General features: G+C 54.5%; 25 protein-coding genes. 10 read left to right on the top strand and 15 right to left on the bottom strand.

What is annotated here, in order from left to right; all coding sequences use genetic code 11:
- The first annotated feature begins 36 nt into the window (after positions 1-36).
- Positions 37-894 carry a polyamine aminopropyltransferase gene (speE, locus tag J9253_RS16035; RefSeq protein WP_210221909.1) on the top strand — a complete coding sequence of 286 codons (858 nt, stop codon included), beginning with the start codon at positions 37-39 and terminating at the stop codon, positions 892-894.
- A 172-nt stretch (positions 895-1,066) separates the two neighbouring features.
- On the opposite strand, the gene J9253_RS16030 is transcribed toward speE, so the two are convergent.
- From J9253_RS16030 to J9253_RS16015, 4 genes are all read right to left on the bottom strand, one after another.
- Positions 1,067-5,575 (bottom strand): tetratricopeptide repeat protein, encoded by a 4,509-nt coding sequence (locus J9253_RS16030; RefSeq protein ID WP_210221908.1) that lies wholly within the window; start codon positions 5,573-5,575, stop codon positions 1,067-1,069.
- 6 nt (positions 5,576-5,581) lie between these two features.
- Positions 5,582-5,947, bottom strand: a complete 366-nt coding sequence (locus tag J9253_RS16025; RefSeq protein ID WP_210221907.1) for a hypothetical protein — start codon at positions 5,945-5,947, stop codon at positions 5,582-5,584.
- A gap of 247 nt (positions 5,948-6,194) precedes the next feature.
- A complete protein-coding gene (locus J9253_RS16020; protein WP_210221906.1) occupies positions 6,195-7,346 on the bottom strand; it encodes an RNA-guided endonuclease InsQ/TnpB family protein in 1,152 nt (383 codons plus the stop codon).
- Positions 7,347-7,399: 53 nt separating this feature from the next.
- Positions 7,400-7,828 (bottom strand): roadblock/LC7 domain-containing protein, encoded by a 429-nt coding sequence (locus tag J9253_RS16015; protein ID WP_210221905.1) that lies wholly within the window; start codon positions 7,826-7,828, stop codon positions 7,400-7,402.
- A gap of 215 nt (positions 7,829-8,043) precedes the next feature.
- On the opposite strand from J9253_RS16015, the gene J9253_RS21355 reads away from it, so the two are divergent.
- From J9253_RS21355 to J9253_RS15990, 5 genes are all read left to right on the top strand, one after another.
- Positions 8,044-8,157 carry a helix-turn-helix domain-containing protein gene (locus J9253_RS21355; RefSeq protein WP_210224644.1) on the top strand — a complete coding sequence of 38 codons (114 nt, stop codon included), beginning with the start codon at positions 8,044-8,046 and terminating at the stop codon, positions 8,155-8,157.
- A 103-nt stretch (positions 8,158-8,260) separates the two neighbouring features.
- On the top strand, positions 8,261-8,623 hold the full coding sequence (locus J9253_RS16005; RefSeq protein ID WP_323128849.1) for a transposase: 363 nt from the start codon (positions 8,261-8,263) through the stop codon (positions 8,621-8,623).
- Between the two features lie 124 nt (positions 8,624-8,747).
- A complete protein-coding gene (locus tag J9253_RS16000; RefSeq protein WP_210221904.1) occupies positions 8,748-9,602 on the top strand; it encodes a hypothetical protein in 855 nt (284 codons plus the stop codon).
- A gap of 4 nt (positions 9,603-9,606) precedes the next feature.
- Positions 9,607-10,545 (top strand): patatin-like phospholipase RssA, encoded by a 939-nt coding sequence (rssA, locus tag J9253_RS15995; protein WP_210221903.1) that lies wholly within the window; start codon positions 9,607-9,609, stop codon positions 10,543-10,545.
- Between the two features lie 109 nt (positions 10,546-10,654).
- Entirely contained in the window at positions 10,655-11,047 is a 393-nt protein-coding gene (locus J9253_RS15990) for a VanZ family protein (RefSeq protein WP_210221902.1), read from the top strand.
- Here J9253_RS15990 and J9253_RS15985 read toward each other — a convergent pair whose 3' ends face one another.
- The 10 genes from J9253_RS15985 to creD all read right to left on the bottom strand — a co-directional run bounded on the left by J9253_RS15985 (position 11,048) and on the right by creD (position 19,772).
- Positions 11,048-11,821, bottom strand: coding sequence for a DUF3299 domain-containing protein (locus J9253_RS15985; protein ID WP_210221901.1), 774 nt, complete (start codon positions 11,819-11,821; stop codon positions 11,048-11,050).
- A gap of 1 nt (position 11,822) precedes the next feature.
- Positions 11,823-13,082: an ABC transporter permease gene (locus tag J9253_RS15980; RefSeq protein ID WP_210221900.1), complete on the bottom strand. Its 1,260-nt coding sequence runs from the start codon at positions 13,080-13,082 to the stop codon at positions 11,823-11,825.
- Complete coding sequence (locus J9253_RS15975; RefSeq protein ID WP_210221899.1) at positions 13,079-13,363, bottom strand: VF530 family protein; 285 nt, start codon at positions 13,361-13,363, stop codon at positions 13,079-13,081. The genes J9253_RS15980 and J9253_RS15975 overlap by 4 nt, the downstream gene beginning before the upstream one ends.
- A 24-nt stretch (positions 13,364-13,387) precedes the next feature.
- Positions 13,388-14,098, bottom strand: coding sequence for an ABC transporter ATP-binding protein (locus J9253_RS15970; protein WP_210221898.1), 711 nt, complete (start codon positions 14,096-14,098; stop codon positions 13,388-13,390).
- Entirely contained in the window at positions 14,091-15,122 is a 1,032-nt protein-coding gene (locus J9253_RS15965; RefSeq protein WP_210221897.1) for a PDDEXK nuclease domain-containing protein, read from the bottom strand. The genes J9253_RS15970 and J9253_RS15965 overlap by 8 nt, the downstream gene beginning before the upstream one ends.
- A 16-nt stretch (positions 15,123-15,138) precedes the next feature.
- Positions 15,139-15,681 carry a ZrgA family zinc uptake protein gene (locus J9253_RS15960; protein WP_210221896.1) on the bottom strand — a complete coding sequence of 181 codons (543 nt, stop codon included), beginning with the start codon at positions 15,679-15,681 and terminating at the stop codon, positions 15,139-15,141.
- Positions 15,682-15,694: 13 nt separating this feature from the next.
- On the bottom strand, positions 15,695-16,759 hold the full coding sequence (locus J9253_RS15955; protein ID WP_210221895.1) for a CobW family GTP-binding protein: 1,065 nt from the start codon (positions 16,757-16,759) through the stop codon (positions 15,695-15,697).
- Positions 16,760-16,842: 83 nt separating this feature from the next.
- A complete protein-coding gene (locus tag J9253_RS15950; protein ID WP_210221894.1) occupies positions 16,843-17,277 on the bottom strand; it encodes a Fur family transcriptional regulator in 435 nt (144 codons plus the stop codon).
- A gap of 80 nt (positions 17,278-17,357) precedes the next feature.
- Positions 17,358-18,002 carry a L,D-transpeptidase family protein gene (locus tag J9253_RS15945; protein WP_228291402.1) on the bottom strand — a complete coding sequence of 215 codons (645 nt, stop codon included), beginning with the start codon at positions 18,000-18,002 and terminating at the stop codon, positions 17,358-17,360.
- A gap of 348 nt (positions 18,003-18,350) precedes the next feature.
- Positions 18,351-19,772, bottom strand: a complete 1,422-nt coding sequence (gene creD / locus J9253_RS15940) for a cell envelope integrity protein CreD (RefSeq protein WP_210221892.1) — start codon at positions 19,770-19,772, stop codon at positions 18,351-18,353.
- A gap of 284 nt (positions 19,773-20,056) precedes the next feature.
- On the opposite strand from creD, the gene J9253_RS15935 reads away from it, so the two are divergent.
- The 4 genes from J9253_RS15935 to J9253_RS15920 all read left to right on the top strand — a co-directional run bounded on the left by J9253_RS15935 (position 20,057) and on the right by J9253_RS15920 (position 23,300).
- Positions 20,057-20,329, top strand: a complete 273-nt coding sequence (locus tag J9253_RS15935; RefSeq protein WP_210221891.1) for a YiaA/YiaB family inner membrane protein — start codon at positions 20,057-20,059, stop codon at positions 20,327-20,329.
- 205 nt (positions 20,330-20,534) lie between these two features.
- Positions 20,535-21,293 carry a helix-turn-helix domain-containing protein gene (locus J9253_RS15930; RefSeq protein WP_210221890.1) on the top strand — a complete coding sequence of 253 codons (759 nt, stop codon included), beginning with the start codon at positions 20,535-20,537 and terminating at the stop codon, positions 21,291-21,293.
- Between the two features lie 193 nt (positions 21,294-21,486).
- Positions 21,487-22,443 (top strand): hypothetical protein, encoded by a 957-nt coding sequence (locus J9253_RS15925; protein ID WP_210221889.1) that lies wholly within the window; start codon positions 21,487-21,489, stop codon positions 22,441-22,443.
- The gene (locus J9253_RS15920) at positions 22,440-23,300 is read left to right on the top strand and encodes a class I SAM-dependent methyltransferase (RefSeq protein ID WP_210221888.1); all 861 of its coding nucleotides are present in this window, start codon (positions 22,440-22,442) and stop codon (positions 23,298-23,300) included. Before J9253_RS15925 ends, J9253_RS15920 begins: the two co-directional genes overlap by 4 nt.
- A gap of 22 nt (positions 23,301-23,322) precedes the next feature.
- Here J9253_RS15920 and J9253_RS15915 read toward each other — a convergent pair whose 3' ends face one another.
- Positions 23,323-24,471 carry an ISAs1 family transposase gene (locus J9253_RS15915; protein ID WP_210221251.1) on the bottom strand — a complete coding sequence of 383 codons (1,149 nt, stop codon included), beginning with the start codon at positions 24,469-24,471 and terminating at the stop codon, positions 23,323-23,325.
- Positions 24,472-24,631 lie beyond the last annotated feature (160 nt).

The following is a 24,631-nucleotide window of genomic DNA, read 5'->3' as shown; positions in this document are numbered from 1 at the left end:
ATAGCGCCTTTATGTGATCAATCAACAGGCGCTGCCATGACATCCAACCCTAACTGGTTTACTGAATTATCCGACTCCGGCACGATTTTCGGGCTTGAACTAACTGACGCGGGCAAAATTCATGAAGAACAAACCCCGTTCCAGAAGCTGGAAATTTACGACACCAAAACCTTCGGCAAACTGATGACGCTCGATGGTTGCACCATGGTGACAACCCGCGACAACTTCGTTTACCACGAAATGATGGCGCACCCCGTCATGTTCAGCCATCCCGCGCCCAAGCGCGTGTGCATTATCGGCGGCGGCGACTGCGGCACCTTGCGTGAAGTGTTACGTCACCCGGAAGTCGAATCCGCCATCCAGATCGACATCGACGAGCGCGTGACCCGCGTCAGCGAAATGTTCTTCCCGGAACTGTGCGAATCCAACAACGACCCGCGTGCTACGCTGGCGTTTGAAGACGGGATTGCGTGGATCAATAATGCCGAACCCGGCTCCCTCGACATCCTGATCGTCGACAGCACCGACCCGGTAGGCCCTGGTGCGGTGCTGTACAGCGAAGAATTCTTCCGTGGTTGCTGGCGTGCATTGGGCGAAAATGGCTTGCTGGTACAGCAAAGCGAATCGCCGCTGGTTCACGCTGAAAAGATCATCAAGCCCATGCACGACACCATGCGCAAGGCCGGTTTCAGCGATACGCAATTGCACCAGTTCCAGTTGGTGAGCTACCCGACTGGCTGGTGGAGCTGCACGATTGCGGCGAAAGCGGGTAAGGTGGCGTTTAAGCGGCAAGTGGCGGCGGAAAAGCTGGGGTTCCCGACCAAGTATTATAATGCGGGGGTACATCAGGGGAGCTCGGCGTTGCCGCAGTTTTTGAAGGAATTGTTGGGCTGAGTGAGCAAGCCAATGAAGGAAGGGGAGGATGTCAACTTCTTTTTTAAGCCGCACTCCCAAACTACTGCTGCCCGCCAGCCCTTCAATTTGAGTTGATTGCACTCCGAACTCCCCCATCCCCAGCCCTTCCCCCGCAAGGGGTGAAGGGAGCAAGAGGGGGATTGAGGGGGATTTACTTGTCGCAGGACAAGCCCCTGTTCGAGAGGATGTTTTCGATGGTTCCGGCTTCGGGGATTTGCAGGCGGCGGGCATCGGTCAGTGCCAAGCACAGCAATTCTTGCACATGGGCTGCGTTAACTGCTGCATCCATTTTCCACAGCAGCATGGCAAGTTTGGCACGACCAACCAGCAGCGAGCGCACATCGCCGAGCTTCTCATAGACGGGGAGCTCCTCTGTCTGCCGAATGTTGAGCGCCTCGTCCAGTTGACCTCGCGCTTGCAGGATGTCCGCGATCTTTCCCATCGTCACCGCTTTTTCGCGCACATCGCCGAGCTTCTCATAGACGGGGAGCGTTTCATTCAGCGTGTTGAGCGCCTCGTCCAGTTGACCTCGCGCTTGCAGGATGTCCGCGATCTTTCCCATCGTCACCGCTTTGGAGCGCACATCGCCGAGCTTCTCATAGACGGGGAGCTCCTCTGTCTGCCGAATGTTGAGCGCCTCGTCCAGTTGACCTCGCGCTTGCAGGATGTCCGCGATACAACCCATCGTCACCGCTTTGGAGCGCACATCGCCGAGCTTCTCATAGACGGGGAGCTGCTCTGTCTGCCGAATGTTGAGCGCCTCGTCCAGTTGACCTCGCGCTTGCAGGATGTCCGCGATCTTTCCCATCGTCACCGCTTTGGAGCGCACATCGCCGAGCTTCTCATAGACGGGGAGCGTTTCATTCAGCGTGTTGAGCGCCTCGTCCAGTTGACCTCGCGCTTGCAGGATGTCCGCGATACAACCCATCGTCACCGCTTTGGAGCGCACATCGCCGAGCTTCTCATAGACGGGGAGCTCCTCTGTCTGCCGAATGTTGAGCGCCTCGTCCAGTTGACCTCGCGCTTGCAGGATGTCCGCGATACAACCCATCGTCACCGCTTTGGAGCGCACATCGCCGAGCTTCTCATAGACGGGGAGCTGCTCTGTCTGCCGAATGTTGAGCGCCTCGTCCAGTTGACCTCGCGCTTGCAGGATGTCCGCGATCTTTCCCATCGTCACCGCTTTGGAGCGCACATCGCCGAGCTTCTCATAGACGGGGAGCGTTTCATTCAGCGTGTTGAGCGCCTCGTCCAGTTGACCTCGCGCTTGCAGGATGTCCGCGATACAACCCATCGTCACCGCTTTGGAGCGCACATCGCCGAGCTTCTCATAGACGGGGAGCTCCTCTGTCTGCCGAATGTTGAGCGCCTCGTCCAGTTGACCTCGCGCTTGCAGGATGTCCGCGATACAACCCATCGTCACCGCTTTGGAGCGCACATCGCCGAGCTTCTCATAGACGGGGAGCGTTTCATTCAGCGTGTTGAGCGCCTCGTCCAGTTGACCTCGCGCTTGCAGGATGTCCGCGATCTTTCCCATCGTCACCGCTTTGGAGCGCACATCGCCGAGCTTCTCATAGACGGGGAGCTCCTCTGTCTGCCGAATGTTGAGCGCCTCGTCCAGTTGACCTCGCGCTTGCAGGATGTCCGCGATCTTTCCCATCGTCACCGCTTTGGAGCGCACATCGCCGAGCTTCTCATAGACGGGGAGCGTTTCATTCAGCGTGTTGAGCGCCTCGTCCAGTTGACCTCGCGCTTGCAGGATGTCCGCGATCTTTCCCATCGTCACCGCTTTGGAGCGCACATCGCCGAGCTTCTCATAGACGGGGAGCTCCTCTGTCTGCCGAATGTTGAGCGCCTCGTCCAGTTGACCTCGCGCTTGCAGGATGTCCGCGATCTTTCCCATCGTCACCGCTTTGGAGCGCACATCGCCGAGCTTCTCATAGACGGGGAGCGTTTCATTCAGCGTGTTGAGCGCCTCGTCCAGTTGACCTCGCGCTTGCAGGATGTCCGCGATACAACCCATCGTCACCGCTTTGGAGCGCACATCGCCGAGCTTCTCATAGACGGGGAGCTGCTCTGTCTGCCGAATGTTGAGCGCCTCGTCCAGTTGACCTCGCGCTTGCAGGATGTCCGCAAAAAAACCCATGGTGAAGGCAGTCTCCTTTAGCAGGTTGTCTGACAACCCGGTTTTGTCGACAGGCATTAGTTGTACTGCCCGTTCGATATGGGTAATGGCACTTGTACCACTTCCCAGACTTTGCTCAGCACGGGCAAGCGTGGTCAATATCCTGAACTCTTCGCCCAGCGTCAGCACCAATTGGCACAGTTTTTCAGCTTCGCGGTAACGGTTATTCCCTTGCATATTGGCGGCAAGTTTATCGCCCACTTCCGCCGCAATACTCTGTTCCTGCCCCAGCACTGCCAACCGCACGATTTCCTGTGACCACTCTTCCGACCTATTGTCTGGCATTACCTCGAATAAATGCTGGCTGGCTTTGGCGGCGAGTGGCTGGCGGTCGGCAACACTGAGTACTTCCGCTAATACCGCTTCCAGCAGCGGCGAAACGAAATGGGTTGTGCCGTGGTTAGTGGGAACAATTTCCACCAGCCCGACCTTGGCGGCGGTTTGCAGATGTTGCGCGGTGTGTGGGTCGTCGTTCAGGGCTTCGATGGCGGCCAGCGTGACCGGCAGGCGGTAGAGCGCGGCGCAGGCCAGCGCATGGCGCACGGCTGGCGTTTGCGCATCCACCAACTCGCTGATCAGCACGTCTTCGCGGAAACGCGCCTCTTCCTGTTCCAGCTTGTCGAGCAAGGCACTGACCGGCAGGCTACGCTCTTGCAGCACCCCATGCAGCCATTCCAGCAAACGCGGATTACCCGCCGCCACCTCCACCGCCCGTTGCCGTAAGGCGTTTTCCACAGCCTTATCCTGCCCGCCGCCATGGGCAACTGGCTGCAAACCCGGCAGTTGCGCCAGCTTTTTCTTCAGGTCAGCAGCGTGCAGGGTTTGCGGGTTCTCGGTATGCAAGCGGCAAGGGCGCGGCACGGGCACGTCAAAGCGGCTGGTGACAATCACCCGCGTGTCGCTCTGGCTGTCGTGGATCGCCTGCAACACGGTATGCAGCACCGCCAGACTCGCCGGATGGTAAGCAGCCTGCCCCAGCTTGCGCCGTGCCAGCGGGATGTTCTGCTCGAAATCGTCGAACACCAGCAACAGCGGCTTGGCACACAGCAGGTTATCTTCCGGCTCGAACAAGTCACGCAGGCGTTGTTCCAGCGTTTGCTGGGCATCGTTCAGCAGGCTTTGCGCTTTGGGCAATGCCTTGCCGAGTGCGGCGACCAGCACGGTTTCATCCAGCCCGCCGTAACACACCACCGCCTCGTGACTATTACGCAAACGGTCAATCAGCCGCGCCGCCGCACTGCTTTTGCCCAGGCCGCCCATGCCGTACAGCAGGATGCCTTCGGCATAAGCCTCATCCCCCTGCCACGCCCGCAAGCTGCGCAAACTGCGTTGCAACAAGCGCCGCCGCCCGATGAAGGCCGTCCGCGCACACACTGGCACACGCCCGCCCGCATCCAAAAACTGTTGCGGGGTATCGTGCGGACGCACCCGCAGCTTGCCTTTCGCCACCAGCGGATTCAGCGCCGAGCCGTCCACGTAACAGCGCAGCAAATGCCAGTAGGGGGAATGGTTTTCCAGCAATGCCTGCCGTGCCAGCGCCACCGCCTCGGCAATGTCAAAGCCCGTCGCCAGCTTGTCATACAAGGCCGCCGCAGCCTGCGAAGCCGCCACGTCACCCACCGGCAATGCCCACCCCAGCACCACCGGCACACCCGCCGTCACCACTTGTTCGCTGAACGACAACATATCGTCTTGTTGGCTGGACTCCCCGGTACGACAACCGGACAGGAACACCACACGCGGCGCACTGTTGGCATCACGCAAAGTACGCGCCAGTTCAGCCGGGGTAGCCGGGGCGCACAAACCCACCTCATCTTCCAACAAAAACACCGGCTGACCGCTGGCCTTGTCGATGTCAGCATGACCGCTGACGTGAATCACATCCGGGCTATCGGCACGCTCCGTCAGGCGCTCTGCCAAACCCTGCAAGGAACCGCTTTCTTCCACCTGCAAATCCAGCGGCTTGCGTGCCGTCGCTTGCAGAATGCCGGACTCCTCCGCCTCGAAATCCAGCACCGGCTGCACATCCTCCGGCGAACTCGCCATGAACAGCACCCCAAGCTGACGCTTTTGCGGCTGCCAGTCATGCTTACGATCAGGGGGAGTCACGCGGCGCAACGGCGTAAACCACTGGAACGGGTCAGCGCACAGGAACTTCACCCCATCGTGCAGCAATTCCCACGGCAAATGCCGCAAACCCGCTTCACGCACATCCAGCACCAAGCTCAGCGGCTGCTGTCTGTGGCGCACCCGCCGTAACCAGCCGTTGCTGTGACTATCCACCCAGTTGAACAGATCTTGCCCGCGTTGTTCCAGATTGGGCGCGGTCACCCGGTAATCCGCCGCCGCCAATGCCAACAGCGCATCAATCTCCGCCTGCTCAATCAGCGGAAAGGTTTGCCATGTGCCATCCAGCACCCGCAGTTCAAAACGCGAGTCGTCTTTGCGAAACAATTCCAGGGTGTAATGCTGCATGATGTACTACTTCACTTCTTTCAAAACCGCCTTGATTGCCGCCAACGAGCCGTTGAGCTTAATCGTTTTGCCGCCATCCTCTTCGATCAGCACTTCGACCTTGCGGCTTTCCACGTATTTTTCCAGCACCTTCGCCAGTGCCGACAAGCCGCCATCCTTGCCCAGAAAAGCCGTGAATGCGCCACCCGCTGCCACCGCGCTCAATGCGATAACGCCCAACGTCACGGGATCGCCGCGTGTCGCCTCGCCATCGTTTGGTGTATGAATTTGCACATCCGCCGCCAGCCCAACCCGTTGCAGGTCTTGCGCCAATTGCGTGGATAACTCTTGCATGAAAGCGGCATCTTCGCCGCGTAGTGTGATGGTTGCCATCTGTTGCCCCTTAAGCCCAAGGAAATGATTGCTTAAGAGTTTAGCACGACACAAAACGTTCTATGTGTAATCCACGTCACAATACTGAAAGACAAATAGCGAGTGGCGAGGGATGCGGGCATAACTTAATGGCAGTGTTCCTTCAGGGAGGGGAGGATGTCAATGCTAGCTTCAGTGCTGTACTGACAAATGGTGTTCATGCTGACTGTTGACTTCCTCCCCTCCCTAAAGGAAGGGGATTCCTAATTCATCGAGAACAGGACAACGACACCGAAATGCCATCACCGCTAACATTCTCTCCAAAGGCTAACACCGCCAGTCCGGCGGCTAAAATGTTACGTGCCGCATTCACGTCACGGTCGTGGGTTGCGCCACATTCCGGGCATTCCCAAGACCGCACGTCCAGCGGCATGTTTGCTTTCACGAACCCGCAGCCGTTACAGCGTTTGCTGGAAGGAAAAAACCTGTCGATTTCGACATACGTCCTGCCTGCCCAGTGGGCTTTGTACACCAGTTGGCGGGTAAATTCCCCCCAACTTGCATCGGCAATGTGCTTGGCCAGTGTCGGGTGTTTAATCATGTTCTTCACAGCGAGGTTTTCAGCGCAAACCACTTGGTTCTCGTTAATCAGTTTGCGGGACAGCTTGTGCAAGTTGTCCGACCGGCAATCGGAAATTTTCGCGTGAACACGGGCAACTTTGCGTTTGGCTTTCAGCCGATTCTTGCTGCCGAGTTTCTTCTTGGCAAGACGGCGTTGGTACTTCGCCAGTTTAGCCGCGTGTTGGGTGGTGTGGCGGGGATTGCCGGACTTGAAGCCGTCGCTAGTGACGAACAAATCCTTGATGCCCACGTCAATGCCCACCTTTTTATCGGTGACGGGCAGCAGCATGGGGTCAAATTCACACAGGCAAGACACAAAGTAGCGTCCGGCTTGATCTTTAGAAAGGGTAATGGTGGTGGGATCAGAGGGAAGTGGTCGACTCCACTTAATGTTCATCGGTGTAGCACACTTCGCCAGTTTCAGCTCACCATCACGGTAGCTGAACGCGCGGTAAGTGAATTCAGCCGATTGGCGGTGTTTTTTGGATTTAAAGACAGGGTATTTCGCACGGCCTTCAAAGAAATTCTTAAACCCCGCTTGTTGGTTGCGCAAGCATTGTTGCAGCGGGACACTGGAAACGTCGTTCAGGAAAAGCAGTTCGGGCAGTTTTTTGATAGCGGTAAGCCGCGCATTGGCATCCAAGTAACTGACCTTTTCATTGGCCTGATAGTAAGCATCGGTACGGTAACGCAAGATGCTGTTATACACGTAGCGTACACAACCAAACGTCTGAGCCAGCAACGTTTCTTGTTGTGGGTCTGGATAGAATCGGAATTGGTAGGCGCGTTTTGCTAGCATAACTCACAGTATAGTTCATACCCTGTGATTTCTGAGTGTTTAATCAAGATAGCTTAACCAAAAAGAGGAGCGAGAAGAGGGTCGGCTAACGCCGACGCGCTATCCCTCCCCGCCCTGAAGGACGGGGTATCTCGCGCAAGATGGATGAAGTCGCAAACTGTTTGGAGGAACTGCGGATGTCCCAAATCAGCAGGTACTTGTAAACCAAGCAACAGCTCTTCACCTATCCGCGTAATGACATACGCCGATGCGCCAATACACACAATCAAACCGCTAGGGGTGCTTTCACCAAGGTGGTCAGCCAGGCGGTCAGCGCCGCTACTCAGCAAGGCCAACAAAGCTGATAGCTGATCCTCATCATTGCCCTGTGTATCGCTGTGTATCGCCATCCCGTCCGCTGTTAATAGCTGGATCCCCTTAATGCCCGGAATGTTGTGTTGCAGTTGCTGCGCAAAATGCTGCGTCTGTGGAGAGTTGATCATGATGAATGCCCCTTGTTTATAATGATTAAAAAGTATACCAGAGAAGTCTACTCAAACCTTATGCATATTTATGGGGTTTATTCGTCTTTCGCGTAAAACCTCGTCCTTCAGGGCGAGGATGCAGAGCGAGGGCAGCATCGCTGCGCCTCTTCCGTTTGTCGGCTGAAACCCGCATTTACGGTGGATTCAGGCGCACAAGGCAGAGATTTTAACCTATCCTTTCATGCAACGACGCCAACGAACTCAAGCCCAACGGGGAGGAACAGCGCAACCTACACCGTTACGCGGGATCGTGCCGCTTTGTTTACAACAAGGCGTTAGCGTTGTAACAAGCCAACCATGAAGCGGAGGTGTGGGACAGCTATGGCTTGTCGCAATACGCTTTCCGTTCCGGTTCGTTTTCAGAGGGTGTACGGGGTCGTTGGTATTTCAATGTGGTGGTGGAATTTGCCGTTATACCCGCCAGCGGCACAGCCCATGTTGGCCTTCTTAGCCAAAACCACGATGGCAAAAAGCGTCTTGGGTGCAGGCCGGTTCATGCTGAAAATCCAACTGAAATACAAAGCGATCACGCGGTCAGTGGTGTTTGCGGAAGTCAACGAAGCGTACACTACCCAAGCTTGCTCGTGTTGCGGCAGTCTTTCCGCCAGCAGTCCGAAAGGTAGAGCAGGGCTTGGAATAAGAGAATGGATGTGTGCCGAGTGTGGCACGCTGCACGATAGAGATGTCAATGCAGCTCGGAACATTCTCGCGGCTGGGCATAGCTGTCTCGTAGGAGGAATCCTCGTTCTTTAGGGCGGGAAGGATGTCAAGACACCCTCCGTCAGGCGTAAAAACCCTCTTGCCCATCTGCCGATCGTTGTCATTCAGCCCGTAATCGCTTTTCATAGTAAATCTGTCAGAACGTGGTATGGATTTAATGTTAACGAATAAAAATAATCAGCCAACAGCTTGGGTAAAAATGGACGCAGCGTGGTCACGCAACATGGTCGTGGGCGCATTACTGCTCTTGGGGAGTAGCTTAGGTATTGCCGGGGAAAATACACTGCCTCTTCACAATCTGTCCTTGTCTGTCTCGCTACCAGCGGCGTTGGGGATTGCTGTCAGGGATATTGGCTGGCAAGTCCAAGCGCAGGACACTTCGCATAAAACGCAGCGTCTGGCGGGCTTATTCCCTGCTGTATCGCTGCCTGCGGGCAAGTATGAAGTCAGTTTGGTGATCGGTGCTTATGAGGAGCACAAGGTTGTCGAAGTCGCTGCTGCCAACGTTACCACTGTGCCATTTACCCCCAGTGTCGGGCGTTTACGGGTCAGCAGTGATGCTGAGGATACTAACTGGAGCCTCTCGGCAGTGTCAGCAGATACCAAGGTTGCCAAAGTACTCATGCAGCGTGAGGATAGCCAGCAGATTGACACCATTCTGCCAGCGGGCGATTATGAAATGCTGGCAAGCCGGGGCAATGGTATCAGCCACACGCACCGGCTTCGCATTACCCCCGGCGGTATTAACCGGGCAAGTATCCAGATGCCGGGTGGTAAGGTCAGCCTGATTGCCACCCTGAATAATGGCCCTGCCCTGCGCCCCATGAGCTGGACGGTTTACCGGCTGGATGGTGGCAGGAAAGCCATCGCAGCGCCCAAACGCCATTCGGCCAACCTACTGGTATCGCCGGGTCACTACGAGGCGGTAGCCACGCTGAATGGTCAGGAACGTCGCCGGGCTTTTACCGTGTTGACGGATACCAGTAACCGTATTGTGGTCGCAATGGATTAAGGCAATGACACATCCCCGTATCGGCATCGCCCTCGGCAGTGGTTCTTCGCGTGGCTGGGCACACATTGGCGTGCTGCGAGCGCTGGCAGAACGTGGTATTCACCCTGACATCATTTGTGGATGTTCGGTGGGGTCGATTGTGGGAGCAGCTTATGCAGCGGGGAATCTGGATAAGTTGGAAAGCTGGGTACTTTCGCTGAACCGTATGGAATTGGTGCGTTTTTTCGAGCTGAACCCTTCCTTGAACGGCTTTGTCAAACGCGACAAGTTACAGCAGTTTTTCCACACGCACGTTTGTGATGCAAGCACTCAGATCAGCGAGTTGTCACGTAAGTTTGCCAGTGTTGCCACTGACTTGGAAAACGGACGCGAGATCTGGTTTAACGAGGGCGCGGTGCTGGATGCTGTAGCGGCTTCCATTTCTCTGCCCGGTTTGTTTACCCCTTACCAGCATGGCAAGCGCTGGTTAGTCGATGGGGGGCTGGTGAATCCCGTGCCGGTTTCGCTGTGTCGCGCCTTGGGGGCTGACATCATTATTGCGGTGAACCTCAACGGTAATGTAGCCCGCCGTTATGCTCACCATACCCAACACTCCAAGGTAGAACCCAAAGCTAGCAAGAACGGTAATGGCTCGAAAACAGATACTCTAGTGGAGTCGCTGACCGCTTCCTTACGCGAGTATTCGTCGACACTGTTACCGGATAGCAATAAGGACAAGGACACTGCCCCGGGTTTGTTGGATGCGCTGGCAGCTTCGATCAATATCATGCAGGATAAAATTACTCGCAGCCGCATGGCAGGCGACCCGCCAGAAATCTTATTGACCCCACGCCTAGAAAATATTGGTTTACTGGAGTTTCACCGGGCTGCTGAAGCTATTGCTGAAGGCCGTGAAACCGTAGATCGAATGCAGGCTGACATTAATGGGTTATTAAATTTTTGATGTCTGTATAATGCTTGTAAATATAGCTGTCTTGAGATGAACATCTGGGAATTCGCTTACAGACGCTCCAACAATATAACGCAAACGCTCAACATCAGTAGGTATATACATGCAGGCCATACTCTTACAATTTAAGTTAAAGCCGCCACACATTCGACTTATTCTCAAGTTTTTCTTTTTGGGCTTGGCACTCTTGGGGATTGGTGCCGCGCTGTTGCCGGGCGTTGGTACTGGCGGTTTCCCCAATGCCGACAAATTCATGCACGCGGGAGCCTTATTCGGGTTTGCGGTCTTACTGGATTTGGCAACACCGCGCAGTTTTTGGCGCTGGAAAGTGCCGGTGCTGTTAGGTTACGGCGCTTTTATCGAGTTACTACAAGCCTTTACCACCTGGCGCTCTGCCTCGCTGGCAGACTTTGCAGCGGATGCCTCGGGTATTCTGTTGTACTGGCTGGTGTGGCGTCTGGCGCTGCAACGCCTTGTGCCCCACCAGCATGGCTAATTAATCCTGGCGCTGCTGAGCATCATCCTCTTTTTCTTCGTAGATGGTGACGGAAGCATCCTTGATCTGGTAGCCCGCTTCGGCAAGATCAGTGTGAACTTGTTCGGTGACGATCGTGCCAGACACCCATACCGGCTCGTACATGCGCTCCATGCCAATGCTTTTGCCTTCCAGCGGCTTGACCAGTAAGGTCTGGTTGAGCGGTGGGGGCGGCACGTGGATGCACGCGCCAAAATACGGTACCAGCAGGAATTCTTTCACCATGCCTTTAGTTTCATCGACTTCCAGTGGCGAGATGAAGCCGGGGATTTTGACCTTTTTGCCATTGAGCGCCGGGTTGACCGGGGCAGCATTCAGCTCTGCCTGCATTTTTTCCATGACGGCCTCTTCGGCGGGATCACCTTCGGGGATAGTGTCGATTTGTGGCTGGTACTTTTTCATAATGTCTGCCAAGCCCTCACCGGGCAATTCAAGGTTTTCCCACTCGATTTCGGTGTATTCGCCGTGCTGTTTGGGTTGGTCGCCGGTTTTGGGGGCAAGGTTCTGGATGGGCGTACCAATCGCTGGGGCATCCACAGGTAGTTCGGCTTGAGCGTCCATCAAGTCTTCTGCTTGTTTGTCAGGCTGCTTGGCGCTTGCGCTGGCAACAGCAGGCTGGGCAATGGCTTGACCACTCTCGGCGGCTTGGTCGGGGGCTTTATCAGCCGGTTTTTCTTCACCACAGGCCACCAATAACAGGCTAGCCAGCAATACAGGTAAAATCCTTGTGTTCATCTCAAACCCTTACGGTCAAACCATCTTGGAGGGAGCGGCGATACGCAATAGCCCCCGGAATCAGGCTGAACAGTAGCGCAAGCACCGCCACTACTGCAAGCATCAGCCCATCATTGAGGTCGGGAATCCAAGTGCGTAGGTAAAAGCCGTATTCCGCCACCACCCACGGGCGGGCAGCAAACAGCCCGACGTACACCAGCCCTGCCCCCAGCAAGCAACCCAGCACCGCCAATACCCCGCCTTCCAGCACAAACAGCAGGAAAACATGGTACGGGTGTGCGCCGACGGCTCGCAGAATCGCCATTTCACGGCGTCGCTCATTCAAGGTCGACAGCAGCGTGGTTAGCATACCCAGCAAGCCTGCGACGACCACAAAGCCGGTGATAATGCGCAGCACGGTTTCAAACATGCCAAGCGCCTGCCACAGTTCCGCCAAGGCCACACCGGGGACGGTCGCCAGCAAGGGTTCGCGTTTGTAATCATTGATCTCACGTTGCACCCGGAAAGCCGCTGCCCGATTTTTTAGCCCGACCATGAAGGCGGTGATGAGCTTGGGTTGCAGGTTCTTGTGCAAGGCTTCGTCGGCGCTGATGTGGTAGCCGGGGACTTTGGTGCCGTTCACCCAGTCAATGTGGATGGCTTCGATACCTTCCAGCGTCACATGCACGGTGCGGTCGATGGGCGTGCCGGTCGGTTTGAGGATGCCGACCACGTGGAATGGCTTGTCGTCGTGCAGGGTAAAGCTAGTGGAAGCCGCACCGTGTGCCACCACGATTTTGTCATTGAGTTTGTAGCCCAGTTTGCTGGCAACTTCTGCACCCAAGACCGTATCAAATACGCCCTCGAACGGTTTACCCGCTGCGAATGCCAGTAAGTGCTTGTCGCCGTAGCGGTAATGGCGGAAATAATCCTGATTCGTACCCAGCACCCGATAGCCCTTGTGCGAATCGCCGAGGCTGATGGGAATCGTCCAGTCCACCAGCGGTTTACTGGCGATGTCCTGATACGACTGCCAACTGATATTGTTGGTGGCATTGCCAATGCGGAACACGCTGTAGAGCAGCAATTGCACCGGGCCACTGCGTGCGCCCACCACTAAATCTGTGCCGGAGATGGTGCTTAAGAAACTGCTTTTGGCTTCTTTGCGGATGTATTCCACGCCCAATAGCAGTGAGACGCTGATGGCGATGGAAAACAGCGTGAGCAGCAAGCTGGCACGGCGATTCCACAGGCTGCGTAGGGTGAGGTTGAGGAGGATCATGATTCGCGCCGTTTCTCACGTAACATAAAGCCATATAACCCTTCGACTTTTTCCCGCGCCCACGGGGTTTTGCGCAAGAATTTCAGGCTGGAGGCGATGCTGGGGTCACTGGCAAAACAGCGTACCGGGATGCGCTCCGCCAAACCTTCCCAGCCAAAATAGTCTACCAGTTCGGTGAGGATGGCTTGTAAGGTCAGGCCGTGCAGTGGGTTTCTGGGCTGCTTTTGAGTGGTTGCGAGGTGTAGCGGTTGTGAGGGCGTTTTGTCAGTGGGTGATGTCATGGGTTTTTACTCTGGTGCCGGTGATTAGGGGGAAGTATACAAGGCAACGGTTTGGGGTGGCGGTCGATTCACTTCCGCCAAGTCCACCACACGCGGAAAGTGGCTGGCAATGTGCGGGTCGTGGCTCACGAACACAATCGTACTGCCCTGCGCGGCTGCTTCCTTGAACAATAGGTCGAGGAAGCCGTCACGGGTATCGGTATCCAGCGCCGACGTCGGTTCATCCGCAATGATCAGTTCAGGGCTGCCGATCAGGGCACGAGCGACGGCGACGCGCTGTTGTTGCCCGACGCTCAGGTCAGTGACGGGGCGTTCCCACAGTTTTCTATCCAGCCCCAGATGTTCCAGCAGGCGGTTGGTGGTGGCTTGCATATCCCCAGCCTGTTGCTTGCGTCGCGTGGAAAAATGGCAAGGTAACTGCACATTTTCACGCACCGATAAATACGGTAACAGGTTGAACTGTTGGAAAATCACGCCCATGTGATCCGCCCGAAAACGATCACGGGCGGAATGGTTCATGCTGTGCAAAGCGTGTCCCAGAATATTCAAGCTGCCGCTGGCAGGGTGCAGGATTCCCGCCAGCAAGTTGAGAAAAGTGGTTTTGCCGCTGCCGCTTGCGCCGCGAATGAACAGGTGTTCACCCGCTGCGACGTGCAGTTCGGCAATCGCCAGCGTGTCGTGGGTCTGCCCTTTCCAGCGGTAATGCAGGTTGTGGAGTTCGATGACGTTAGGCACTGTTTTTTCCTAGTTCTGCTTCAATCTCCTCGATACTGGGCAAAGAAGATTGTAAATCGGCGGGCAAGTGTTTGGTGATGGTGTATTCACTCACCCCGATGGGTTTATGAACATCTCGCAGCGCGTATTCCACCACCGTATCGTTTTTGGATTTGCAGATTAGGATGCCAATAGTAGGGTTATCCTCAGCCGTTCTTAGCAAGCTATCCACGGCTGAAATGTAGAAATTCAGTTTTCCGACAAATTCGGGTTTGAACTTGACGGTTTTGAGTTCTATCACCACGTAGCAATGCAGCCGCACGTGGTAAAACAATAAGTCCATGAAGAACTCATCCCCCGCTACTTCCAGTCGGTATTGCCGCCCCATGTAGGAAAAACCTGCGCCCAATTCCAGCAAAAAACGGGTGATGTGTTCAATCAGCGCATTTTCAAGTTCGCGTTCATCGTGTTTTTCACGCAGCATCAGAAAATCGAAACAGTAAGGGTCTTTCAGGGTTTGGTGGGCAAGGTCGGAATGTGGCGCGGGTAAGGTTGCTTGAAAATTGTTGATGGCTTTGCCATTGCGTTGGTAGAAGCCAGATTCGATTTGATGGATGAGGACAGCGCGTGACCAATGATTTTCGATGGTTTTCTGGACGTAAAACAAGGCTTCGTCAAGATGCTTGATTTTGCTGATGATGATTAAGTTGTGTCCCCACGGTAATTGCGAAACAAGCTGTTGCGTAATTGCGGGGGTGCTTGACCAGAAACGATACCATTGACGCATCAGCTCCAAGTTACGCTTGGAAAATCCGCGCATACCGGGAAATTCTGCCTGCAAGTCGCGGCTCATCTGCTGCAAAAAGCCATCACCCCATGATGCAGCCTGTTGTTTGGCAACAATCTGTTCCGCCAAGTCCCAATACAAGTGCAATAGTTCTTGGTTGACGGCTAGCGCCGCCTTGATTTGGGCAGTGTGGATACGCTGCTTGATGTCTTGTAAGAACACCTTGTAATCATTGCTTGTGCTGAGGTTTTGGCTCATGGGGCATACCTTGCGATCAGTTTAGTTTGATGGTGTCATCTTTTTCCAATGCCACTGCTGACGCGCTTTTATCTGTTACCCACTCAACCTTGAGGTGCTCAAAGCCGTCAGGGAAGGCGGCGAACAGTTTGGTGGTAACTTCCGTCAGCGCTGCCGGGGCGGTGCAGGTGAACGCCCATGCCACATCCATATCGCTGTGATCGTCATGTTTTTCGGTGTTTGTGTTACCCAACAGGGCGGAAACCACTTCGGCACTGTTGAAAGTACAGCCAGCTTCAGCATTAAAGGCGAACAAGTCAGCGCCCGCTTCCAGCTTTTTCTGTGCATCTGCCAGCGTTTGCTTGTCTTCATCGGTGGTGGCCGCGTGTTCAAAACCCACGATATTGGCGGCGGGGGATTCGAGCATGATGTCGACCCCCGCTTCCCCGACGGCCAGCGACAAGGTAGCCGCGCCATGTTCGTGTACGCCGTGCTCTTCATGTTCGTCGGCGTGGAGTGGGCTGCTGGACAGCGCTAACAGCAGGCTGAGGGTACTGATGAGGGTGCTAGGGAATTTCATGGTGTTCTCCAGTTTATGGCTTGCTAACGGTTTGGGTAAACGATGTCAGCAAATTGCTTACAAAGTCTTCGTCAAGGTCTGAGGTGATAAACACAAAGCGGCTACGCTGATCGTCGTCAGGCCATGCGGGTAATTCCACCGAGGGGTAAAACAGGTGTTGTACGGCGTGGAGTACGATGGGGCGACCGGGGTATTCCTGCACATTGACGATGGCTTTCATGCGTAACAGGCGGGCGCTGCAAAATTCCACCAGCGTATCGAGGGCTTCGGAAACGCCTGCCCACGGCAAGGCTTCGTCGAACGTCAGGGAAAAGCTGCGGATGCGCTGATCCGTGCCGCCGTGTGTGGGTACGCTAGGGTTGAGGATGCTGGGCTGTTTCAGCGGCAAATTCGCACTAACCAGCCGGAAATGCTCGGCTGCCAGCCACTGCTTGGCTTTTGCCGGTTCGGATTGGTGGTAAGCCCGCAGTTTGAAAAGACTGTCCGGGTCAACGTTGCCGTGCTGGATGTGGCTAATGGCGGCGGAAGGGTTGAGCTGGGCAAGGCGGCTTTCGAGTTGCTGGATGCTGGCCACATCGGCCAGGTCGGTTTTGGTCAGCAGCAAACGGTCTGCACCCGCGACTTGGCGCAGCGCTTCAAAATGCTGGTCGAGCTGTTGGTTGCCGAACACCGCATCCACCGTGGTGACGACGCCATCCAGATAATGGCGTTTGGCTACCCAGTCGGAACGTAGCAAGGTTTCCATGATCGGGGTGGGGTCGGCAATGCCGGTAGTTTCGATAATGATGCGTTCATAGGGGGGGATTTTGCCGTCGCGCCGCCCCATCCACAGGTTTTTCAGGGTGGGAACCAGCGAACCTTGAATTTCGCAGCACACGCAACCGCCAGAAAGCAGCGCCATTGTGCCTTGAATATTATCAACCAGTTGGTGATCGAGGCCGATGCTGCCGAATTCATTCATGATCACCGCCGTCAGTGGCGGCGCACGTAACAGGCTATTGAGCACGGTGGTTTTACCGCTGCCAAGGAAGCCGGTCAGCAGGGTGATGGGGATGCGAGCGTCCACCGTGTCAGTCATGAAGGATCCTGTTTGGGTTTTTTTGCAACATAGTTGCAGATGATTTTAGTGCGGATGCGGGGCGCTGGCAAGTTACCATCTTGTTAGGTTTTCGGCTGACAAGCGGGGCAAGTGCCTTGCAGGTTCACTTCTACTTGCTCAAGCTGGTAGCCCGGCGGTAAGGAAAGCATGAAAGCGGGTTGCAAATTTTCCAGACAAAACACTTGCTGGCAATGGTTGCAGTGGAAGTGCGCGTGCTGGTGCGCTGTGCCGGTTTGCGCGTTGTAACGCCAAGTACGGTCTGCGCCGCTGATCTTGTGAGCCATGCCCTGTTCTACCAGCCAGTCGAGGGCGCGGTACAGGGTTACGCGGTCGAAAGACAAGCCCTGTTGGGTGGCGAGTTGTTCGATTTCCTGATGGCTCAGGGCGGCTTTGGCTTCCAGCAAAATACCCAGCACGCCAATGCGGGCAGGCGTAATTCTACCACTGGATTGCTGGAGCAATTCGCGGGCGGCCTGTTCGTCGTGGGGTGTATTCATGGGGCTGCTCGTGTTTTGGATCAATAGCTTGCAACTTTATGGCATTGTGCTGGTGAATGCACGCGCGATTGCCATTATTGCTAATTTCCCAGTGGATAATGTGAAAGTTCAGTGCGCAAGGCTGTGTACAAATCCCCTGCCCACCACGGCAAGCTAGTGGGTTGTGCGAATGGCTTGTGCCGGAAATCTGTCGGGGCAATCGCCACCCGCATGTTTTCCTTGCCCACCCACGCCGCCAGCGCAAATAATTCTTCTGCCACCTCATCGCCCATTGCCAAACAGCCGATGGATTTGGCTTTGCCGTGGATCATGATGTCAGAACCCAGTGCTTCGCGCCCATCCGCCAGCCCCATTTGCTGGTCGAAAGCGTTAGGGTAATTGAGCCGCAACGATACATGAAACAAGCTGTTGGGGTTAAGCGATTCGATGGCATAAATGCCTTCCGGCACTTGGCGGTCGCCTTCCCGCCGTTTCGGCCCCAACACCCCGCTAGCGGCTTGGATGGGGTAAGTTCGCACTTGTTGCCATGTACCTTGCGGGTCACGGGCGTAAAGCTCCAGCCGCTTACTGTCTTTGAATGCCAGCAAGGTAATGGCAGGTGGTGGAAATGCTACGCCTGCTTGCTGAAAGTGTGGTGCAAGGCGGCTGGCAGCAGCCGTGCCGAACTGTTCCAGCCGTTGCGCCACGCTGTATTTACCGCCAGTTTTGAGTTTCACGTAATCCATGACGGTCGCCGCCTTGTCGGGGAAAAGTAGGAAAAAACCACCACTAATTAATGCAAAAAAAATGCTCGATAGAAAAGATATTTGTGCTAGTTTTCTCATGATAGTAGGAGCATCCATCCTTGGTGTTACTGTGGTAAGAATGGCCACTGCCATTAAGGAACGCGCACGAAACAACTTCCCTAGGTTAAGCGATTGCAATGGAAGGGACAACGGTGTAGTTCCATTTGGGTAGATGGCAGTCAAAGATGATAGCGTCAAGCACTCAAACGCGATTACGTTGGAGAGTGGCACACCGCTTGAGTGCGGTGTGCCACGCTGACCACCTTTTTGTGTTTGAAGGCGGCAGTATCAGCGAACAGGGGCGTCATCAGCAATTACTGGAGCAGGCTGGTCTGTACCGGAAGCTGTACGGCTAGGGGAATTTCCCGCCGTCAAGGCATACCAGTCAAGGTGACGGGTGGCCAACATCAGCAGCGCGAGTACCGCGAAAATCAGCACACTGCCCATCAGCAAGGCGTTTTCTTCAGCCTGCAAGATGACGTACAGCAGTGCGTATAACCCCGCCAGCCCCGAACCGAGCATCAAGCCCAGCTTGCGGCTGTGCAAAATCGCCCCGAAGTACAGCGTCAGCAAACTGGTGCTGGCGAGTGCCGCCACCGTATACGCCCGCAGGAAATCGACGTGTTCCGACAGCGAAATCAGCAGCAGGTAGAACACCAACAGCGCAAAGCCAACGAGGGTGTATTGCACCGGGTGTACCCGCAGCTTTTTCAACAATTCAAACAGGATCAGCACCACGAAGGTCAGCACGATAAACAGCGCGGCGTATTTGATGCTGCGTTCGGATTGCTGGTACACATCCACCGGCTGGATCAGCTCGAAACCGACCGCACGTTCCAGTAAGCCAGCGCATTCACCCTGACGGCATTGTTCCAACGCGCCACTGACATTGTAGGAAAACGACGAGGCTTTCCACACGGCGTTGAAGCCGGTGTCGCTGACTTCGCGGGTTTCGGGTAGCAATTCGCCGCTGAAGCTGGGGTGCGGCCAGTTGGCGCTGAGTTTTACCGCGCTGTTTTCGGCGAGCAGGGCAAAATTCATCGAATGCATTCCGCGCAATTCCAGATCAAACGCGAAGGGCACTTGGCTGGTCTGGGTAGGGTCAATTTCGGGGAGAATGGCGTGCATCCCCGCGCTGGCGCTGCCGGGCAGGTTGTTGCCAGGTTTGAAGGCGAGGTTGGCTCCGTTCCATTGCAGGCTGGGCGGGGCGGCAATGCCGCGTTGGTCACGCACCATTACCGACAGTTGCGGCTTGTCCCAGTGGAGTTGCTTGCCCTTGGTGGTGGCGATCAGGTCGAGCAGGGGCTGAGTGTTGAATGCGCCGCTGACTTGCAGGCCGCTGCTGTACACCGGCACGTCGTAAATGCCCCGGTAGCGCAAGGCGCTTTGCAGCTTGCTGGCAATGTCGAGCTGGTTGGGGATCAGGTAAAGCAGCTCATGGTCGGTGACTTCGCGCACGGTTTCGCGTTCCTTACCGTCTTTGTCCTTGACCCTTTCCTTGGTGTTATAGGTGAGCTGATAAGGCACGATGAGCACGGGGCCTGCGAGGGTTTGCATCCCCGGCCAGCTTTGTTCGATGCTGCTGTAGGCTTGCTGCCGCCAACTGGCGCGTTCGCCGACCAGCCCCAGCATGAAGGCTTGCGGAATCAGCAAAAACAAGATCAGGAAAGCGATGATGGCAAGTTTGAGGTAGAAACGCTGGTTGTGCACGGAAGGCTCCTTGGGTTCTGGTGACTGCGTTGCTTTGCATCATAAAGAAAGGTAATGGAGATTCCGTGAGAGCCGTGTGGAAAAGCAGTGGAGAAGGATGCAGGTTTGGTGCAGAGGTGAAGGGGGCATTCTGTCAATGCTTGGTACGCCTGACCCACAAGTAGCGTATTTTGCTACCCAAAGACTTGCCGGATTCAACCTCTGCGGTCAGCATTGCGACCCACGCAACCTTCGCCTAATCTTCCTCTCATACCAACCCAAACGACAAACCAGAGGAACACACCATGAACGACACACTCGCCCTTCCCAATAGCAGTAGCTGGACATTTTTCGTCAAGCTGACGTTCGGTATCGCTTTAACGGCAATGGTCGCCTTCATTTTCTTTCTGGAAGGCAACTTATTGACCAAGGGGTATCTGGCGTTAAACGCCCTGTTTCTTGTCAGTTCCACCATTATGCTCTCGAAAACCCTGCGTGATGACCACGAAGCGCAACGTTTGGCGAACCGTATCAACGAAGCCAAAACCAACAAAATCCTTAAAGAATATGCTGAGTAAATGTCTCGGATGTATAAAATTCTATCCATCGTTTTGTGTCTATGATAGCACTCATAAACAGTGCTGATTCTTATATTGAATGCAATAAACTGGGGTAAACCCTGAAGGGTAGGAGCGCGAAATCTTGTGCCTCTACCCGCTATTTATCCTTAAAACGTATTACCATGCGGTACTTTAACAGTAATAACTATCATCTAAGTACCCTATGCCGCAAACCACCGAACTCATTACCACCCTCAAAAAGCTCCTCAAGCGCCACAATAAAACCTATGTGGATGTTGCCGATTGCCTGCAACTCTCCGAAGCCAGCGTCAAACGCCTGTTTTCCGAACAAAACCTTTCACTGCAACGCTTGGATGACGTGTGTGCCTTGATGGGCATGGAAATTTCCGATCTGGTGCATGAAATGCGTGCCGAACACGCCAAGCCGATCAGCGAACTGACACACGCACAGGAAAAAGAAATTGCCGACGACCTCAGTCTGCTGCTGGTGACGGTACTGGTGCTTAATCGCTGGTCATGGCAAGAAATCATCAGCCGTTACAATTTCAGTGAAGCGCAGGTGATCCGCTATCTGGCGCACCTCGACCGCTTGCACATCATCGAATTGCTGCCCGGCAACCGCATCAAGCTGCTGGTTGCGCCCAATTTTAAATGGCGCGATGATGGCCCTATCATGAAACTGTTCCTCGCCAAGATCGAAACCGAATTCTTTCACAGCCGTTTCAGCAAGACCCATGAAAAGCTGGTGGTGCTGAATGGCATGTTGAGCGATGCCAGCAATGCGCTGTTTCAGCGTAAAATGACGCAACTGGCGAAAGATTTCGATTCCCTTAGCAAGGATGATGCCAGCCTGCCTGTGGGGGAGCGCAAGGGTTCCACCGTACTGCTGGCCTTGCGTGATTGGGATTACGAACGCCTATTTGGTGAGCAGCGTAAATCAGGACGAGGAAAGTCTCAGTAGTGGGGCAGACCATTTATACGGGAAACATGCCCTGATTACCTGTTTTTTCTTGAAATTTACTCAGTTGCCCTGTACTTTTAAGGTAGAGTGTAGCTATATACAGCACAGCTATAACCCAAGAGCAAGGAACGCGGATGGGGAGTATTACCCTGTTTAATTTGGTTATTTTAGTTTCGATTGGCGTGAATCATTTATGAAACCCTCTGGCGTATTGACGCTTCTATTTGTTGCCCTATTTATCGCATTTTTAGGCTATTTACTAGCCAAAAGTGACAAACCCCTTACGGCAGCAGAAGTGAAGACGCAACTGGAGCTGGATGATGATAAACAACAGCATGAAATTACCCTGAAGCAATTCGACTTGCAACGCGATCTGGAATTAAACCGCCAGCAACTCGATTACCAAGCCTATCTCCAGCAACAAACCTTGAACCATGATGCGCAATTAGCCCAGCTAAAAATGCAAAAAGAACTGGCCAGCGAGCAATGGACATCCAGCAGCGCAGTACAAGTCGAGCAACAAAAGCAGCAAACCCAAACGACTCTGAAGCAGCTTGAGCTGGATGCCAAAGCTACCCTCAATCAACAACAGTTAGCGGCTAAAAATGCCCATCTGGGCATAACCCTCCAGCACGATGAAGCCATGCAGCGTCAAACGGCTGAAACCACGGAGAGGCACATTTATGTATTATCAGGTGCAGGTGTGGGTATTATTTTGGTTCTTTCCGCTGCTGGTGCGGTTCTTTTCCACATCTGGCGACGCTCGCGTCTGGAAATGACCGAATTGCATCAGCAACACCATTACCAAATTGAAGAACGCAAATTGACGCACGAAATGCGCATGAAGGTGCTGGATGTTATCGTCAAATTCCCGCCGCAAGAACGCGCCGACATTATCATGAAAGTGATCAGCCCCACCGCCACCATTATTCCCACCTCAGGCACTACGGTGCTGGACATACCGCTAGAGGAGCCTGATACGGATGATGCTCCACCCGACGAACCAATGGATACTGCCGCCGTGAAAACGTTAAGCCATTTTTCCTTGCCCACCTTGGCACTGATGCCCGTCCATGACAGCAAACCGTTGGTTGCGCAGCACATATCCAAACACATGGCGGGCAAAGCATCCTTGGCATCGAGAGTATGAACCAACGCCTCTACACCCAAGGTTGGGATGATTACGAACTGCTCGACGCAGGCGACGGCAAAAAGCTGGAACGTTGGGGGAAAATCCTCACCATCCGCCCCGAGGTGCAAGCCTATTTCAAGCCCGGTATGTCTTACAGCGACTGGCGCACACAGGCACATTGGGAGTTCATTGAAACCGACAAGCATTCCGGTACTTGGCAAGCCTTGCGTGATGCCGCCCCGACTACGTGGGAAATCGGTTATCAGCGCTTGCGTTTCCAACTGGAATTGACCCGTTTCAAGCACCTTGGCCTGTTCCCCGAACAGCGCAGCAACTGGGATTTTATTGCCGAACGTTTGCCTGCCGACGGACGTTTCCTCAACCTGTTTGCGTATACCGGAGCGGCGTCGTGTGTGGCACGGCAAACCGGAGCGGAAACCTTGCACGTCGATTCTATCAAACAACTGCTGACCTGGGCGCACACCAATATGGAGCGCAGCGGGCTGGCTGACATCAAGTGGGTGCGCGAAGACGCGCTCAAGTTCGTCGAACGCGAACTCAAACGCGGCAGGCATTACCAAGGCATTATTATGGATCCGCCCGCGTGGGGCTTGGGCAAAAAAGGCGAAAAATGGAAGCTCGACAATAAGCTGGAAGCACTGCTGGAAGGTGTGCAGGGTTTATTGGCGCAAGACAGTTTCCTGATCCTCAACACCTACTCGCCGACCATTGGCTTGTTGGACATTGCTCGGTTGGCACACCAGTATTTCAGACCGCAAGATTGCGAACTTCGCGAATTGTGGATGCAGACCAGCACGGGTAAAGAGTTGTTCTACGGTAATTTGCTGAGGGTAAGTTCAGGGCAATCGCATTAAAAACATCTTGTTTTACAAAGCTCTAAATTTTAGGCTTGGTAGCCCCCGGTCTGCCTGTGACGATTTTTAGCAGATAGTCCTCATCCCAGCCCGCATTGAGACGCTTGTTCTTTACACCGAGCTTGACGGTTTTCTCGGTTTTGACCAAATTGAGGGCAATGTGCCGGACAACTGCCATGTTGGCATCGCCATTGCCGGAGCGCATCCGTTGGTCGTCTTCACGAAAAGCATAATCCAACACCCAATGCAGGTTGTTTTCAATGCCCCAATGCGCCCGCACGATTTGCCCCAAACGTTCAGGGTTGGAAGCATCCATGCTGCTGATGAAGTAACGGGTTTCCTCAGTGGTTTTGTCTTTGCATTCGCGGATGGCGGTGACGGCAATGATGCTGGTGAGCTTAGTCCAATGGGGATGGTCTTTCTTTAGCCACTTAATGTCCGAGGTAGCCCGCACGATGCGGGTTTCAATTCGCCCATGCCCGCCGTCATCGTTGGTGTGCCCACTCGGCGGGCAGGTGTTGGCGGATTCAAAAAACAGTTTCACGTCCTGATGGAGTGTGCCTTGGTTGCCCTTCAGGCTGAGCAGGTAATCAGCCCCCTGATCCACGATCTGCTGGGCAATCGCCGTTTGGCAGCCCATCGCATCCAAGGTCACCACCGCACCCGCAATATTAAGCTGCATCAACAACTTAGGGATGGCGGTGATTTCATTGGACTTGTCATCCACCCGCTGCTGACCCAGCACTAGCTGATTCTGGCTTGCCCATGCACTGACCATGTAAATGGCGGACTTGCCGGAGGCACGATCGAGGCTACGGCGCAGGCATTTACCGTCAATCGCGATGATCTCGCCGCTGCTGAGACCGGACAGGTCTGCCACCCAACGGCTAAAACACTCACTGAACTTCTGGGTATCGATCAGCGCAAAAATCCGCCCAAACGTGTCGTGTGACGGAATGCCTTGTTTCAAATTCAGTACGGCGGTGAACCACTTTTCTTTGGCTTTGCCAAACTGTTCGATGGATGCCCAGTCATCCGCACCGCAAATCACCGCACACAAGGTGATGAAGAAAATATCGCTCAGTTTGTGCCGCTTGCGACGATCCATTCGCGGATCAGGGATTGAAGCAAAATGGTCGACTATCGACGCCGTTGAATGGAGTTGTTTCATGGGGCTACAAAAAGCCTGATAGGAAACGGGCTTATCGTGGTTTTGTCAAGAGTATTTTAATGCGATTGCCCTAAGGGTAAGTTACAGTTCACTTGAAACTTATACATAATTATACTAATATACACAACATGGACGAGTTACTATCCATCGGTGAAGCGGC

The organism is Thiothrix litoralis (assembly GCF_017901135.1).
Classification (GTDB): Bacteria; Pseudomonadota; Gammaproteobacteria; order Thiotrichales; family Thiotrichaceae; genus Thiothrix; species Thiothrix litoralis.
Note: the sequence above shows the minus strand (reverse complement) of the source record. Positions and strands in the feature narration are given on the sequence as shown.

Coding starts and splice junctions, on each gene's coding strand:
- speE (WP_210221909.1), top strand. CDS start 37: ATGACATCCAACCCTAACTGGTTTACTGAATTATCCGACTCCGGCACG.
- J9253_RS15950 (WP_210221894.1), bottom strand. CDS start 17,277: ATGAATACACCCCACGACGAACAGGCCGCCCGCGAATTGCTCCAGCAA.
- J9253_RS15990 (WP_210221902.1), top strand. CDS start 10,655: ATGCAGGCCATACTCTTACAATTTAAGTTAAAGCCGCCACACATTCGA.
- J9253_RS15980 (WP_210221900.1), bottom strand. CDS start 13,082: ATGATCCTCCTCAACCTCACCCTACGCAGCCTGTGGAATCGCCGTGCC.
- J9253_RS15975 (WP_210221899.1), bottom strand. CDS start 13,363: ATGACATCACCCACTGACAAAACGCCCTCACAACCGCTACACCTCGCA.
- J9253_RS16005 (WP_323128849.1), top strand. CDS start 8,261: ATGTGGTGGTGGAATTTGCCGTTATACCCGCCAGCGGCACAGCCCATG.
- J9253_RS16025 (WP_210221907.1), bottom strand. CDS start 5,947: ATGGCAACCATCACACTACGCGGCGAAGATGCCGCTTTCATGCAAGAG.
- rssA (WP_210221903.1), top strand. CDS start 9,607: ATGACACATCCCCGTATCGGCATCGCCCTCGGCAGTGGTTCTTCGCGT.
- J9253_RS16030 (WP_210221908.1), bottom strand. CDS start 5,575: ATGCAGCATTACACCCTGGAATTGTTTCGCAAAGACGACTCGCGTTTT.
- J9253_RS15920 (WP_210221888.1), top strand. CDS start 22,440: ATGAACCAACGCCTCTACACCCAAGGTTGGGATGATTACGAACTGCTC.
- J9253_RS15915 (WP_210221251.1), bottom strand. CDS start 24,471: ATGAAACAACTCCATTCAACGGCGTCGATAGTCGACCATTTTGCTTCA.
- J9253_RS16000 (WP_210221904.1), top strand. CDS start 8,748: ATGTTAACGAATAAAAATAATCAGCCAACAGCTTGGGTAAAAATGGAC.
- J9253_RS15985 (WP_210221901.1), bottom strand. CDS start 11,821: ATGAACACAAGGATTTTACCTGTATTGCTGGCTAGCCTGTTATTGGTG.
- J9253_RS15925 (WP_210221889.1), top strand. CDS start 21,487: ATGAAACCCTCTGGCGTATTGACGCTTCTATTTGTTGCCCTATTTATC.
- J9253_RS15935 (WP_210221891.1), top strand. CDS start 20,057: ATGAACGACACACTCGCCCTTCCCAATAGCAGTAGCTGGACATTTTTC.
- J9253_RS16020 (WP_210221906.1), bottom strand. CDS start 7,346: ATGCTAGCAAAACGCGCCTACCAATTCCGATTCTATCCAGACCCACAA.
- J9253_RS16015 (WP_210221905.1), bottom strand. CDS start 7,828: ATGATCAACTCTCCACAGACGCAGCATTTTGCGCAGCAACTGCAACAC.
- J9253_RS15965 (WP_210221897.1), bottom strand. CDS start 15,122: ATGAGCCAAAACCTCAGCACAAGCAATGATTACAAGGTGTTCTTACAA.
- J9253_RS15960 (WP_210221896.1), bottom strand. CDS start 15,681: ATGAAATTCCCTAGCACCCTCATCAGTACCCTCAGCCTGCTGTTAGCG.
- J9253_RS15930 (WP_210221890.1), top strand. CDS start 20,535: ATGCCGCAAACCACCGAACTCATTACCACCCTCAAAAAGCTCCTCAAG.
- J9253_RS15945 (WP_228291402.1), bottom strand. CDS start 18,002: ATGGATTACGTGAAACTCAAAACTGGCGGTAAATACAGCGTGGCGCAA.
- J9253_RS15955 (WP_210221895.1), bottom strand. CDS start 16,759: ATGACTGACACGGTGGACGCTCGCATCCCCATCACCCTGCTGACCGGC.